This window comes from Zwartia panacis, from assembly GCF_030410395.1.
Classification (GTDB): domain Bacteria; phylum Pseudomonadota; class Gammaproteobacteria; order Burkholderiales; family Burkholderiaceae_B; genus Zwartia; species Zwartia panacis.
Window position 1 is genome coordinate 129,899 of the sequence record NZ_JAUHHF010000002.1, and the last position, 12,852, is coordinate 142,750.

15 protein-coding genes are annotated in these 12,852 nt (G+C 54.5%); 7 read left to right on the forward strand and 8 right to left on the reverse strand.

Going from position 1 to position 12,852, the window contains the following annotated elements; all coding sequences use genetic code 11:
* Positions 1–32 precede the first annotated feature (32 nt).
* The 3 genes from aat to QWY30_RS03135 all read left to right on the forward strand — a co-directional run bounded on the left by aat (position 33) and on the right by QWY30_RS03135 (position 2,740).
* On the forward strand, positions 33–782 hold the full coding sequence (aat, locus tag QWY30_RS03125; RefSeq protein WP_290238167.1) for a leucyl/phenylalanyl-tRNA--protein transferase: 750 nt from the start codon (positions 33–35) through the stop codon (positions 780–782).
* A gap of 114 nt (positions 783–896) precedes the next feature.
* Positions 897–1,619, forward strand: a complete 723-nt coding sequence (locus QWY30_RS03130) for an arginyltransferase (protein WP_290238170.1) — start codon at positions 897–899, stop codon at positions 1,617–1,619.
* A 71-nt stretch (positions 1,620–1,690) separates the two neighbouring features.
* Entirely contained in the window at positions 1,691–2,740 is a 1,050-nt protein-coding gene (locus QWY30_RS03135; protein ID WP_290238173.1) for a quinone-dependent dihydroorotate dehydrogenase, read from the forward strand.
* Positions 2,741–2,848: 108 nt separating this feature from the next.
* Here QWY30_RS03135 and phaP read toward each other — a convergent pair whose 3' ends face one another.
* The 4 genes from phaP to QWY30_RS03155 all read right to left on the reverse strand — a co-directional run bounded on the left by phaP (position 2,849) and on the right by QWY30_RS03155 (position 6,157).
* Positions 2,849–3,424 carry a TIGR01841 family phasin gene (phaP, locus tag QWY30_RS03140; protein WP_290238174.1) on the reverse strand — a complete coding sequence of 192 codons (576 nt, stop codon included), beginning with the start codon at positions 3,422–3,424 and terminating at the stop codon, positions 2,849–2,851.
* A gap of 127 nt (positions 3,425–3,551) precedes the next feature.
* Positions 3,552–4,307 carry an IclR family transcriptional regulator gene (locus QWY30_RS03145; RefSeq protein WP_290238704.1) on the reverse strand — a complete coding sequence of 252 codons (756 nt, stop codon included), beginning with the start codon at positions 4,305–4,307 and terminating at the stop codon, positions 3,552–3,554.
* Between the two features lie 143 nt (positions 4,308–4,450).
* Positions 4,451–5,263, reverse strand: a complete 813-nt coding sequence (locus QWY30_RS03150; protein ID WP_290238176.1) for a competence/damage-inducible protein A — start codon at positions 5,261–5,263, stop codon at positions 4,451–4,453.
* Between the two features lie 84 nt (positions 5,264–5,347).
* Complete coding sequence (locus QWY30_RS03155; RefSeq protein WP_290238179.1) at positions 5,348–6,157, reverse strand: EI24 domain-containing protein; 810 nt, start codon at positions 6,155–6,157, stop codon at positions 5,348–5,350.
* Between the two features lie 89 nt (positions 6,158–6,246).
* Here QWY30_RS03155 and QWY30_RS03160 point away from each other — a divergent pair, with 89 nt between their 5' ends.
* Positions 6,247–6,633, forward strand: coding sequence for a thioredoxin family protein (locus tag QWY30_RS03160; protein ID WP_290238181.1), 387 nt, complete (start codon positions 6,247–6,249; stop codon positions 6,631–6,633).
* An 81-nt stretch (positions 6,634–6,714) separates the two neighbouring features.
* Here QWY30_RS03160 and QWY30_RS03165 read toward each other — a convergent pair whose 3' ends face one another.
* The 3 genes from QWY30_RS03165 to QWY30_RS03175 form a co-directional block, all read right to left on the reverse strand.
* Entirely contained in the window at positions 6,715–8,241 is a 1,527-nt protein-coding gene (locus QWY30_RS03165; RefSeq protein WP_435433356.1) for a DEAD/DEAH box helicase, read from the reverse strand.
* Positions 8,242–8,338: 97 nt separating this feature from the next.
* Positions 8,339–8,668 (reverse strand): AzlD domain-containing protein, encoded by a 330-nt coding sequence (locus QWY30_RS03170; protein ID WP_290238185.1) that lies wholly within the window; start codon positions 8,666–8,668, stop codon positions 8,339–8,341.
* Entirely contained in the window at positions 8,668–9,354 is a 687-nt protein-coding gene (locus tag QWY30_RS03175; protein ID WP_290238706.1) for an AzlC family ABC transporter permease, read from the reverse strand. Before QWY30_RS03175 ends, QWY30_RS03170 begins: the two co-directional genes overlap by 1 nt.
* A 182-nt stretch (positions 9,355–9,536) precedes the next feature.
* Between QWY30_RS03175 and QWY30_RS03180 the strand changes: the two genes are divergently transcribed.
* The 3 genes from QWY30_RS03180 to QWY30_RS03190 are packed head-to-tail and all read left to right on the forward strand — an operon-like array spanning position 9,537 to position 11,312.
* Positions 9,537–9,746, forward strand: a complete 210-nt coding sequence (locus QWY30_RS03180; RefSeq protein WP_290238187.1) for a zinc-finger domain-containing protein — start codon at positions 9,537–9,539, stop codon at positions 9,744–9,746.
* Between the two features lie 29 nt (positions 9,747–9,775).
* Entirely contained in the window at positions 9,776–10,198 is a 423-nt protein-coding gene (locus tag QWY30_RS03185) for a YybH family protein (protein ID WP_290238708.1), read from the forward strand.
* A gap of 13 nt (positions 10,199–10,211) precedes the next feature.
* Positions 10,212–11,312, forward strand: coding sequence for a YheT family hydrolase (locus QWY30_RS03190; protein ID WP_290238710.1), 1,101 nt, complete (start codon positions 10,212–10,214; stop codon positions 11,310–11,312).
* On the opposite strand, the gene QWY30_RS03195 is transcribed toward QWY30_RS03190, so the two are convergent.
* On the reverse strand, positions 11,302–12,807 hold the full coding sequence (locus QWY30_RS03195; protein WP_290238189.1) for a M48 family metalloprotease: 1,506 nt from the start codon (positions 12,805–12,807) through the stop codon (positions 11,302–11,304). The genes QWY30_RS03190 and QWY30_RS03195 overlap by 11 nt on opposite strands.
* Positions 12,808–12,852 lie beyond the last annotated feature (45 nt).

Consider the following 12,852-nt stretch of genomic DNA (forward strand, 5'->3'; position numbering starts at 1 on the left):
CGTGACAAGCGGCGCGTGACGCGGGCATCCTCGTGAAGCTAACCTGGCTCGACACTGATACCCCTTTTCCACCGGTCTCGCAGGCCCTGACGGATCCTCCTGGTTTACTCGCGGCTGGCGCCGATCTCTCTGTCGAGCGCTTACGTGCCGCCTACTCCCGGGGAATTTTCCCCTGGTTTTCTCAAGACGAACCTCCTTTGTGGTGGTCACCCGACCCCAGGATGGTGTTGAAGTGTGACGAACTTCATGTTTCACACTCACTCGGAAAACGTTTGCGTCAAATATCCCGCGCTCAGGCATCCGGAGATTTTTCGCTGGCAGTGACCGTTGATACGGCTTTTGGATCTGTGATTCGCTCTTGTGCCAGATCCGCGATCAATGGTCAGCCTGGCACCTGGATCACAGAGGAAATGCAACTCGCTTACGAGACATGGCATTTATTGGGGCAAGCCCACAGTATAGAAACCTGGATCAATGGAAAGTTGGCAGGTGGACTCTACGGTGTGAACCTGGGCAGGATGTTTTTTGGTGAATCCATGTTCAGCCGTGCCAACGATGCCTCCAAGATTGCGTTTGTTCATCTGGTGGCTTTTTTAAAACGTCGTGGCGTAGAGTGGATTGACTGTCAAATGCAAACGAATCATCTCGCCTCGCTAGGGGCTCGGACCGTTCCGCGTTCGGAGTTTCTCCAGCATGTCGAGGCACGTGTCCAAGAGCCTGATGTGTCATGGCAACCTGGACTGCTCGATCAGGAAGGTGGGTTGCACCCATTACCTGTTTGACATCCCTGACCACTGTAAAGTTTTTGGAGTCAGTCCTGTGGGCTCTCCCCTACTTCGCCCGGATCTGTAATATTCTCGGACAAATATATTTTGTTTTAAAACCGGGTGGCATCTATGAGCCAAATCAAGGAACTCCCTTTCGCCACGCTGCAGTTTTACGCCACGGCACCCTACCCTTGCAGCTACCTGCCGGGCAGACTGGCGCGCTCTCAAGTCGCAGCCCCTGGCAACTTGATTCACTCCGACACCTATTCGCACCTGATCGACCAAGGCTTTCGTCGCAGCGGATTGTTTACCTATCGTCCCCATTGCGATGACTGCAAAGCCTGCGTTCCAGTCAGAATTAATGTGGAGCAATTTGCCCCATCCCGGACGCAGCTGCGCGCGCTGAAGCGTCATCAAAATCTTCGCCCTCTGGTGGCTGAACTCGCCTGGTCAGAAGAGCATTACGACTTGTACACGCGTTATCAGGCACGACGCCACCCCAACGGGGGAATGGACGAAGACAGCCGCCAGCAGTATGGAGAGTTTCTCTTAGCCAGCAGGGTCAATACGCGGCTCGTCGAGTTTCGAGATCAAGAGGGCCAACTGCAAATGGTGTCTATCATCGACGTTCTGGAGCAAGGCCTCTCGTCCGTTTACACCTTTTACGATCCTGACACCCGAGGCAGCCTGGGCACCTACGGCATCTTGTGGCAGATCAATCAATGTCGACAACTGAAGTTGCCTTGGCTGTACCTGGGCTATTGGATCGAACAAAGCGAAAAAATGGCTTACAAAGCTCTTTTCAAGCCTGCAGAATACAGAGTTGACGGGCAATGGCAAGCAGCCCGTTAAAATGCTGCTGATTTCACTTTTAATCTTGTCCTCGACCCCAGTCGCGACACCTTTCGAGTAGCCACCGTCCCATGTCCATTCTTTTTCAAGCCTACCCTCTTGCTCGTCACGCGTTATTCGCGATGGACGCAGAAGCTGCTCATGAAGCGACCCTCGGCGCTCTTCAGCGCGCGTATGACTGTTCTCTGACCCGCGGCCTGATGCACAGCCAAGTTTTAGTGCCCACAAAGCTCATGGGTCTGTCATTACAAAATCCCGTGGGTCTTGCAGCCGGATTAGACAAAAATGGCGCGCATATCGACGCGATGGGCAACCTCGGTTTTGGCTTCATCGAAGTCGGTACGGTCACTCCACGTGCTCAGCCCGGCAATCCCAAACCGCGCATGTTCCGCCTGCCTGAATCTGAGGCGCTGATCAACCGGTTAGGTTTCAACAATCAAGGGCTTGACGCTTTTTTGGCCAATGTGCAACGCAGCACCTGGCGAAAGCGTGGTGGAATCATTGGTCTGAACATCGGGAAAAATGCGGATACACCGATTGAACAAGCGGCAGATGACTATCTGATTGGCTTATCCGGCGTTTATCCGCATGCAGACTACATCACAGTCAATATTTCCTCGCCTAACACCAAAAACCTGCGTGCACTGCAAGGCGAACACGAGCTGGATCAATTACTCTCGCAGTTGGCCACACGCCGTCTGGCGCTTGCGGAACAACATCAAAAACGCGTACCCCTTGCTGTCAAAATCGCACCGGATTTGTCTGAAGAACAAATAGACATCATTGCCGAGGTCTTACCGCGGCATGGGATTGATGGAGTCATTGCCACCAACACGACGTTGGCGCGTGACGCTGTGGCAGGTCAAAAACACGCCGAAGAAGCGGGTGGTCTTTCGGGCGCCCCCTTGCATGCTCGCTCGCTCGAAGTCATCAGACGACTTCGGTCAAAAATGGGGCCTGATTTCGCGATTATCGGTGTCGGCGGGATCATGTCAGGGCAGCATGCGGCAGAAAAGATTGCCGCGGGTGCCAATGCTGTCCAACTTTATACCGGTTTGATCTATCGCGGCCCGAGCCTAGTCGGCGAATGCGCTAAAGCGATTGGTCGACAGCGTACCTAAATTCGCACCTATTTCGAGCAAATTTCGAGCAAATAATGTGAAAAACCGCCTGGATGTTCTCCATCCAGGCGGTCTTTTTTTTAAACTGAACTGCGTGAGCGAGAAGGCTTAGGCAGCGCGTCGGCCACGTGCTGCTGACTTGGCGACTTCAGCGGCTTCACCAGCTGCTTTGAAAGTTGCGCTCGTAGCAGCTGCCAAATTCTTTTCAGCGACTTCTGCTGCCTGCTTGGCGGCTTTGGTCATCGAATCGAAGGCGGTATTGGCTTGTGTCAAACCACTTTTGAGCATGGCAACAGCGCTTTCCGAACCAGCGGGTGCGTTTTTAGTCAGTTGCTCAATCGCGTCCTGCATATGCTTTTGACCTTCAGCAAGCTGAGCTTCGCCGAGCTTGGCTAAATCAGCCTGGACGGCAGACACGATGTCATACACGTGCTTGCTGTAAGCCATTGCTTTTTCAGCGTTAGGCTGAACCAGACTCGAAGTCATGGCAACAGCTTCTTGCGCGTCTTTGACAGCGGCGACTTGTTGTGACTTTTCGGAAACTTCGTCGAGAGTGGCTTTGATCGCCTTGAGGTTCAAGTCGACCAGCTTTTCAAAGCCGCCGAAGACTGAGCCCTGGATTGAAACCAGTGCTTCGATTGCTGCTTTCTGGCTATTTAAAACTTGCTGAGGAATCGCTGACATGGTGTTCTCCTGAAATGGGTTGGGCATCTCTACATCTAGATTTGCTGCACTGCACAAGTTCTATTGTAGGCCCCTAAAACCCTATGTCAACACTTTTTTGTTGCAACGCACCAAAAAAGCAACAAAATCAGGTCGCCAGGCCCGCATCATAGCCAAGCGCCTCGGAAATCTTGGCTGCGGTCTCCACTAGCTGGGGAATCCAGGCATCCTCCAGCCGACCGGAAGGCGCCGAAATGGAAAGACCCGCCACAAGTTTGCCGGCATCATCATAAATACCCGCAGCGATACATCGAACACCGAGCTCAAGCTCCTCGTTATCGCGGGCATAGCCATGTTGACGCACCAGGGACAGCTCGCGTTCCAGCGCTTCGAGAGAGGTAATACTGTTGACGGTGCTGCCGACCAGTTGCGTACGTGCCGCGTAGGCCCGGACTTGGCGCGTATCGACGGCGGAAAGAAAAAGCTTGCCTGTCGAGGTCAGGTGAAGAGGTGCCCGGCCACCAATCGCGCGCACAACTTGCATCCCCGAGCGCTCACTCCAGGCGCGATCGATGTAGACAATTTCGTCACTTTGCTGGACGGATAAATTAACTGTCTGCCCGGTCAAGGCGTGGAGCGCTTGCATCGCATCCTGCGCGGCTTCACGCACATTGAGGCGACCTTTGACGAGTGAGCCGAGTTCGAGAAGACGCATCCCGAGCTGATACAGACCACTGTCCACGCGATCGACATAGCGCCCAAGGACCAGATCATTCAAAATACGGTGCGCCGTCGAGGCATGAAGGCCCGTGGCTTTGGATAAATCTTTCAACGCGACAGGATCAGGCTGTGCAGCCAAAGCGTCAAGCAAAGCCGTTGCGCGCTCGAGCACCTGGATCGCCATACCCAAACCGGCGTTTGGCTCCAAGGGCGACGGCGACTGACTCGTTGAAGATGCCTGCGGCCGTGCGGAATGAGATGCACTCATGGAACAAAAAACCTCTATTGCAATGCAACAGAATTTATTTTATCCCATATCGTGAAAAATCACTGACCCGGTGGGTCAAACCGAGCACCAAGCCTCAAAGCCTCATCCCGCAGAAACTCAAGCGCCTCGGCAGCTGCAACAGGTTCGCCCTTCACACCAAGTTCAATATGTGGAACGCCACCCCCGTCTCCAACCGAGGGCAAACTAAAGGCTTTCACGCTGGGCCACTTCTGCTCGAGTGCTTCGAGCGCTGGGGTGATCCGGGATTCAGGCATGCTGTAGACGACAAAGGAGTGCTCAGTACGAATTTCTTTGTTGTGCAAATGCGCATAACGCGTATCGAGAGTGGCCTCGAGCATCGGCCAAGCCATCACGGGAAAACCAGGCACGAACGTGTGGTTTTTAATAAAAAATCCGGGAATGCGATTGAAAGGATTCACCACGGCCTCACAACCCTGCGGGAAAAATCCCATCTGCAGGCGTTGCACGTTTTCGGGTGCGGTCATATCTGCCGTACCCTGACCTTTTGCGGCATTTTCCGCACATATCAAGGTGATTTGCTCTTGGGCAAAGGGATGGAGCACCAAAGGAAGGCCGAGAGCCGCCGCAGCGGCCTGCCGAGTGTGATCATCTGGCGTGGCACCAATCCCGCCACAACAAAACACGATATCGTTGCCGGCAAAACTACGCGTCAGCGCCTCGGTCAAAGCCGCGCGATCGTCTGACAGGATTTCGACCCAGGAAAGCTGGAGTCCCCGGGCGCCAAGTAACTCCACAACCTTGGGAAAATGCTTGTCCTGGCGGCGGCCGGACAAAATTTCATCACCGACGACAATTAATCCAAAACGGGCTTTTTCTTGAGAAACCGACATGTGTTTTCCATTAAAAACAGAGAAGTAATCCGACATTTCAGCACAAAAGAGGCTGGCTATCGAGACCGAACAAAGTTTAAAAGCCTAAATATCGAGGGTTCTTTCGGCACGCAGTTTTTGCAACGCCTCCAAACCATAGTGCGTGTATACCAATCCTGAAAAAACGGGCAGAAAAATCCACGCCGGCGGGACTAAATTCAAAACAGCGCAAATCATGCCGATCGTCCAAAAACCAGTGCTGTGACGTTGAATCAGCAAGGTTCGCTCCAGTGTCGTTGCGTGTTCGACAATCGCATCGATGCGCATGATGCGAGAGAAGGCGAACGTCCACCACAGCAATGACACGAGTAAGCCAAGCGGGGGAAACAACCAGAATGGCAGGGTCAATAGCCAGCCCAGAACAAACACCACGCTGACCCAAACTGCGTTCCAGACACTCACCACCAGCGCATTTTGTCCTTGAAGTGCAAGGCCGGGAAAATGTTGTCTGGAAACATGCGTCACCACCATCGGCATCACAAAAATCGCCGCCACCGTCAAACCCAAGATACCCGAAACAGGGAGCAAGACGATCGCGACAGCAAAAGGCACGAGCCAGGCCTGGACACCGTCAAGCGAAAACAAGCCTTTGGAAATCATCCACTCGTTGACTGTGATCAACGTCGCCGATTCGCTCAATTGTTGATTGAGCCATTGCGTCAGGGGACTGAGCGCAAATAAAAGTAACAGAATGGCACCGGCCAGCATGATTAAAAAAGGCAGCAATAACGCGAAGAGCATCCGCGGGTGCAACTGTGACACCAGTGCCCGCCAGAAGGCCTGACCGACGCCAGAAAGTCCGACAGACGTGACGGCAGTCGAGTGCGTCTGAGAAACTGAATACTGCTTTTGCATGGCGCCCATCCAATAAAGATCTGATCCAAGTCAACATGAAATTTGAATAATCCCGGCTATCATAGACAAACATTTTGTCTCATGCTGACATGACTTGTTATTTTCCTGATACCCCAGCCCTGACTGAACGCCTGACACGCGAAGATCTGACGCTTGTGCTCTGTTTTTGCGCGGCGTGGTGCGACACGTGCAAAGAGTATCAACCCAAGTTTGAAGCACTTGCCACGCAACATCCCGAGACTTGTTTTATCTGGATCGACATTGAGGATCACCCGGAGTTGTTAGGCGATGAGGATGTTGAAAACTTCCCTACGATCGCCATTATTCAGGACAGAGACGTACGCTTCATGGGGACGATTTTGCCGCACATCGAGCACCTTGACCGCTTGATCGCTGCCATGCAAGCTCCTGGAAAGGCTCAGCGTACGGAATTGCCTGACGACTTGTATGCGCTGTTGAAAGGTGCGCCCCGCTGAGGGCGCCTCGCTCAGGGCCCCATGCTCAGGGCATACGCCTGAATTCACAAATCACAAATCACATCACCAGACAACCAAAACTTATTCAGGCTTTTTAGATTTTCCACCAAGCAGCAACCCAACGGTTCGCTTGGTTTGAATCGCCGGCTTTTTCTCGGTTGAGGCGGAAGTGGACGCTGCAGCCACTGCAGCGGGGGAAGGCTCATAAGGCTTGAGAAAAAACTCGTCGATGGGTTTAGCCGGAGCGCTGTAGCGACTGGGACGGGCACTGCGCTCAGACCCGCGATCACCACCGGAACGTTCATTGCTATTGCGTTCGCTGTGGCTGCGGACATGACGCGCGGGGCGCGCCTCATCTCTGGACGATGCGCGGGCCAACAACTCGCCAGGGACCTGCAAGACTGCGCGCGTCACTGGCTTCTTGGTCAGTTTTTCAATATCAATCAGGTATTTCTCTTCGGCAGGCGAAAACAGTGAAATCGCCTCGCCGCTCGCACCCGCGCGACCCGTCCGGCCGATACGGTGGACATAATCTTCGGCGCTATGTGGCAAGTCGTAATTGATGACACAGGGCACTCCCGCGACATCGAGACCGCGGGCAGCCACGTCGGTCGCCACCAGAACTTCAAGTTCACCAGCTTTAAAGGCCTCGAGCGCTTTCATGCGATCAGCCTGCGACTTATCACCGTGTATCGATTCAGCTCGCACGCCGTCAAGCTCAAGCTGACGGGCTAAACGGCTGGTACCGATTTTGGTGTTTGAAAAAACAATCACTTGCTTGAGGCCGCGCGACTTGACCAGATGCACAACCGCCGCGCGTTTAGCTTCGCCAGACATCGCGTAGGCGATCTGGGTCACCGTATCAGCCGTCGCGTTGCGCTTGGCCACTTCTATTTCGACCGGATTTTTCAAATAGGTGCGACCGAGTTTGCGAATCTCGTTGCTGAATGTGGCAGAGAAAAGCAAAGTCTGACGTTGCGCAGGCAACATGCGCATGATGCGATCGAGATCGGGTAAGAAGCCCATGTCGAGCATGCGATCTGCTTCGTCGAGGACCAAAATACCGACTTGACTCAAATTCACTGTGCGTTGCTCGACGTGGTCGAGCAAACGACCCGGCGTCGCGATCAACACCTCACAGCCGTTTCGCAGCGCTTCTTTTTGAGGACCGATATCGACGCCGCCAAATACCACCGTTGATCGCAAAGGCGTTTTCAATCCGTAGCGCTTGACACTTTCGTACACCTGGTCGGCGAGCTCACGGGTAGGCGTCAAAATCAAGGCGCGTACAGGATGGCGGGCGGGCGAAGCACTGGAATTGGCCATTGGCATCAGGCGATGCAAAATTGGCAACGTGAATGCCGCGGTCTTACCTGTTCCTGTCTGAGCCGCACCCATGACGTCGTTACCTGCCATCACACTAGGCAAGGCCTGGGCCTGAATCGGTGTCGGAATGGTGTAGCCCGTATCGGCTACTGCTTGCAAAATAGACGGATGAAGTCCGATCTCGGCGAAGCTAGGAATGACCGCTGGAGAGACATCGTCTGCGGGTACCGCAGCGGTCTGTTCCAACTGGGGTTGAATTGTAGTTTGAGTGTTTGAAGTCATTGAATTATTTAAAGAAATCACCCACCAGTGTAACGCAGCCCGGCATCCTTCAGGCATTTTCGAACGAAATGAGAGGATCTTTCGGTGCTCAATCGGGTTAAAGCCCAAAAACCCAGCGGGAGATCCACAAAGCCGCCATTCCGGAGACGATGAGCAAAAAACCATTGCGCGTCCACAAAAAGACCCCGGTGGCAATCGCGGCGGCAAGCAAACGCAAATCGACTTGTGGTCCTTCTACTGGATGCCAGGGAAGCAACTCTGGAATCACGATTCCCGTGAGCGCCGCAAGTGGGGCGTACCGCAACGCGCTGCGTAAACCCTCGGGCAACGTGATGTGATGCCCAAACACAAAATACCCTGCCCGGCATATCGCCGTGCAAATCGCCAGCAAAATAATTGCGGTATAGAGGTATTCGGTATTGTCCATTAGCTTTTATCCTTGACCTTGAGGCGGCGCTCAGTCCACATCCCTGCTGCAATTCCAACTATCACGGCGGCAAGCAAGCCCAGCCTGAGCGGCCACAACTGTGTCAGCCAGGCTGTCAGACCCGAGGCCAGCACCGAAACAAAAACAGGCCAGGATGTGATGTGAGGCAACATCATCGCCATCAGCGCCAGCACCGCCCCGAACTCCAATGACCAGGAAACCGGTACGATCGCGCCAAGCGCAATACCGACCATTGAGGCGGCCTGCCAGACAATCCAGGCGGGCAGGATCGTGCCAATAAAAAACCAATGCTGCTCGAACGTCCCTTTTTTAGGAGCGTCCGCGAAACGTGACATGAACACGATAAAAGAGACATCGACGCTCAAGTACCCCAAAAACAAGCGCTTGCGCCAAGAGAGGTCGCGAAAAAAAGGATGCAGGGCTGCGCCGAAAATAAGAAATCGCAGGTTCACGATGATGCCCGCCGCGAAAATCAGCCAGATGGGTGCGCCCGCGGCCATGAGAGGCAGCGCGGTGAGCTGGGCTGAGCCTGCGTAAACAAGCAGTGACATCACAATCGCCTGGAACTCTGTCAGACCGGCTTTAACCATCGCCACGCCCGTGACGACTCCCCAGATCCCAAGTGCGATCAAGCCCGGACTGACGGCCTTGAGACCTTCGCGCATTGCGGCTTTACGCTGCGCGCTCAACGTGGGGGGAATGGGGGGAGAAGCAGAGGAGGAAGACAAAGTAATGACTGTCGGAAAAAGTGATGCGAATGGTCAGTAGAACTTCATGAAATTTTCACTATTGTAGACCTCGCGCATTGGTACAATGGAAAGATCAAATTCGAGTTTCGAGAAGACTGATGACACAAGCATCCAACGCTGGCAAAACTCAAGACCCGGTGATCGTCACCGCCGAAGATTTACCGCTTCACTGTCCCGGAGACAAGGCACCTCTCTGGAGCATGCACCCACGTGTGTTTCTTGACGTGGTCGATACGGGGTCGGTCAAATGCCCTTATTGCAGTACGGAGTACAAACTTGCCGAAGGGACCGTGGTCCACGGCCATTAAAAGCTTTAAAAAGACATCCTGTGCCCAATATTTTTGCCACCGCCGAAGAAGCAGAGCTCGCTTTTTATGACGCACTCGAACGTGCGGACTTGACGCGTCTGATGCAGGTATGGGCCGACGACGAGGAAATCGTGTGCGTGCACCCGGGCGGCCTTCGCGTCGTAGGTTTACATGCCGTCAAAGAATCCTGGCAAGAAATTCTGGCCAATGGTGGCTTGGCTATCCGCCCCTCCTCTCCAACCGTGCTGCACAGCATGATGGGGGCCGTCCATTCTCTGGTTGAACAAATCACTGTTCATGGCACGGAAAGCACAGAAGTCGCCCACTGCTATGCCACGAACATCTACCACAAAGGTCCAACGGGCTGGCGTCTTGTGATGCATCACGCTTCAGCTGCTCCAGCTCAGGTAGACGCATTTGAATTGCAAGACAGCCCGGGGCTTCTACACTAAACCTCAGCCTGCCGTGACCGTAGCCAAGCTCGACCTTGCCGCCTGCCCCGTACCCGCCTGGTTGCCTGAACGGCAAACACAAACACTGTTTGGTGCGCTCGCAGCCCCTGTCAATCGCATCAGATTTATTCGCGAGCGTGTCGATACGCCCGATGGCGACTTCATTGACCTAGACTGGAATGCTCCGGCTTTGCAGTTACGCTCTCGTCGCAATCAAGATCCAACGCTGGCGCATACGGCTGCCGTGCGCTGGATGACGCCCGCAGACCAGGCACTCCTCAATTCGGATACGCAACAGCCCGCACTGATTTTGTTTCATGGCCTCGAGGGCAGTAGTCAAAGCCGCTATGCGCAATCCATTACCCAGTATTTTCTTTCTCTGGGATGGCTTGTCGCCGTTGCGCATTTCAGAGGCTGTTCGGGATTTCCTAACCGTTTGGCACGAGCCTATCACTCCGGTGACTCAGAAGAAATCACCTTTATCCTGGAAACCGTTCGCCAACGCGCACCCCTCGCGCAGTGGTGCGCGGTCGGTGTCTCCCTGGGGGGGAACGCCTTGCTGAAAAGGCTGGGCGAAGCACCTGACCAATATCACTGGCTTCATGCCGCCGCCGCAGTATCCGCTCCAATTGATCTGGTGGCAGCTGGTAACCATCTCTCTGACAATCTCTTTAATCGTGAAATATATTCACGGCACTTTTTGCGCACGCTCAAACCCAAAGTGCTTGAAAAATCTCGCAGATTTCCCGGTGTGATCGATGTCATGCGCATCAATCAGGCCCGCGATTTGAGGGACTTTGACAATGCGTACACGGCGCCGATGCATGGATTCAAGGATGCCGCGGACTATTGGTATCAGTCCTCAAGCAAGCCCTGGCTCAAAAAGATTCAAATCCCGACGCTTGTTTTGAATGCCCGCAATGACCCGTTTTTACCGGAGCAAGTCTTGCCTGGACCGGAGTATGGAAGTCCAAGCGTTGTTTTTCATCAGCCTGCTCAGGGTGGCCATGTCGGTTTTGTCACGGGCATGTGGCCAGGCAATCTCACATGGCTGCCAAAGCGTCTAGCCCGGTTTTTTAGCGAATCGCAAAAAACGGAAACACTCAGGACCTAAAGCGCTCGAGCAATTTGCGATCCTCCGCAATTCGGCTGGAGAGTTCCCGCATCCTGACATCAATCTGGGACTGCACGTAAAAATCCGTAGAAATTGTTCTGGCCTGTTGCAGTTGTGTAAACGCCGAAGGCAAAGCGCCTAACTTCTCATAATAGGTTGCCATCGTTTGACGGGAATCGACGCGATCCCCCAAGCGATCCTGACTGATCGCCAGCATCTTATACAGTTCGGGCTCCTGGGTGGGCCAGCGCTTGAGTTGCGCCTTCAGAAACGTCACGGCTTCAGCATCCCTCCCCAACATTTGCTGACTCTGCGCGATTTTCAACACAAAAGAACGTCTTTGTGGCCAGCGTTTGTGCGCGGCTTGCGCCAGTCCCAGCGCGCTCGCCACCTGACGACGAGCCAGCTCAATGTCCACGCGCTGTAATTCAATGTAGGGTGAATTGCCCATCAGCCCCTGTGCCTGATCGAGTGCCTTGGAGGCGGCTGCAGGATCCTGGCGCGCGAGCGCGGCAAGGGACACCCCATACCAAGCTGCAGCGCGGCGTGCAACTGACGGTGGCGGGCCCTCGCGTTGCGTCGGCGCCCGCGCCTCGTCTTCCAACTGTTCGTGCGCTTGGCGCAGCGCGCGTGGATCCAGGGCCTGCAGGACACGCGATTTCGCACGGATAAACCAGTATTCGTCCTCATTCTGCGCTCCCGCCACGCCATACTGACGAATCCGGTTTTGCATATCGCTCATTCGTTGAAGACTCAGCGGGTGCGTCGATGCGTAGGCGCCCCCGCCCCGCCCTTCATTGAGACTCGACGCTTTGGCGAGTCTGCCAAACATGATGGCCATACCGTTCGGGTCGTAGCCGGCCTTGCGTAACATTTCAATTCCATTGCGGTCGGCTTCCTGCTCCGCCTCGCGGGAGAAACCCAACTGACGATCAATGGCGGCCGCTTGTCCAAACACCGCAATCCCCATTGCAGCCTGACCGGAACCTGGTATCAAAGCAGCCAACAACGCTGCAGCAATCGAAGCTAAAGCGATGTGCCCGCTCTGGCGCTGTTGCGTCAGTCCCCGGGCGATATGTCGCTGTGTCACGTGCGCGATTTCGTGGGCCACGACACCTGCCACCTCGGACTCGGAATGCGACCCAACAATCAAACCTGTGTTGACACCGATAAAACCACCCGGCATGGCAAAGGCGTTGATTTCAGGATTGCGCACGCCAAATACCTCGATCTGAGGCGCACCACCGGGTGCAAATGCACCCAGTTTTCGACCCATATTCTCCAGATACTGGCTCATATCCGGATCACCAATGTATTCGGGATCACGTCGACCCTGAACCATGATGGCTTCGCCCAGCTTTCTCTCAAGCGCAGGGGATAATTCAGCGGAAGAGGAGGAGCCCATGGAAGGGGCCGCGGAGGGCTGAGCCGAAAGTGGTGAGCAAGCAATGCTTAGTGATAGGGCACACACCACACTGCGTTGCAGGACGCTCATCCGGTGTCCCAGCCGAGGAGTCGAGGTCAATTTTGGATATTGTCT

Excerpts from the sequence above, each read along its gene's own strand:
- QWY30_RS03130 (WP_290238170.1), top strand. The coding sequence starts at position 897 with ATGAGCCAAATCAAGGAACTCCCTTTCGCCACGCTGCAGTTTTACGCC.
- QWY30_RS03135 (WP_290238173.1), top strand. The coding sequence starts at position 1,691 with ATGTCCATTCTTTTTCAAGCCTACCCTCTTGCTCGTCACGCGTTATTC.
- phaP (WP_290238174.1), bottom strand. The coding sequence starts at position 3,424 with ATGTCAGCGATTCCTCAGCAAGTTTTAAATAGCCAGAAAGCAGCAATC.
- QWY30_RS03145 (WP_290238704.1), bottom strand. The coding sequence starts at position 4,307 with ATGGCGATCCAGGTGCTCGAGCGCGCAACGGCTTTGCTTGACGCTTTG.
- QWY30_RS03150 (WP_290238176.1), bottom strand. The coding sequence starts at position 5,263 with ATGTCGGTTTCTCAAGAAAAAGCCCGTTTTGGATTAATTGTCGTCGGT.
- QWY30_RS03155 (WP_290238179.1), bottom strand. The coding sequence starts at position 6,157 with ATGCAAAAGCAGTATTCAGTTTCTCAGACGCACTCGACTGCCGTCACG.
- QWY30_RS03160 (WP_290238181.1), top strand. The coding sequence starts at position 6,247 with ATGACTTGTTATTTTCCTGATACCCCAGCCCTGACTGAACGCCTGACA.
- QWY30_RS03165 (WP_435433356.1), bottom strand. The coding sequence starts at position 8,241 with ATGACTTCAAACACTCAAACTACAATTCAACCCCAGTTGGAACAGACC.
- QWY30_RS03170 (WP_290238185.1), bottom strand. The coding sequence starts at position 8,668 with ATGGACAATACCGAATACCTCTATACCGCAATTATTTTGCTGGCGATT.
- QWY30_RS03175 (WP_290238706.1), bottom strand. The coding sequence starts at position 9,354 with ATGCGCGAAGGTCTCAAGGCCGTCAGTCCGGGCTTGATCGCACTTGGG.
- QWY30_RS03180 (WP_290238187.1), top strand. The coding sequence starts at position 9,537 with ATGACACAAGCATCCAACGCTGGCAAAACTCAAGACCCGGTGATCGTC.
- QWY30_RS03195 (WP_290238189.1), bottom strand. The coding sequence starts at position 12,807 with ATGAGCGTCCTGCAACGCAGTGTGGTGTGTGCCCTATCACTAAGCATT.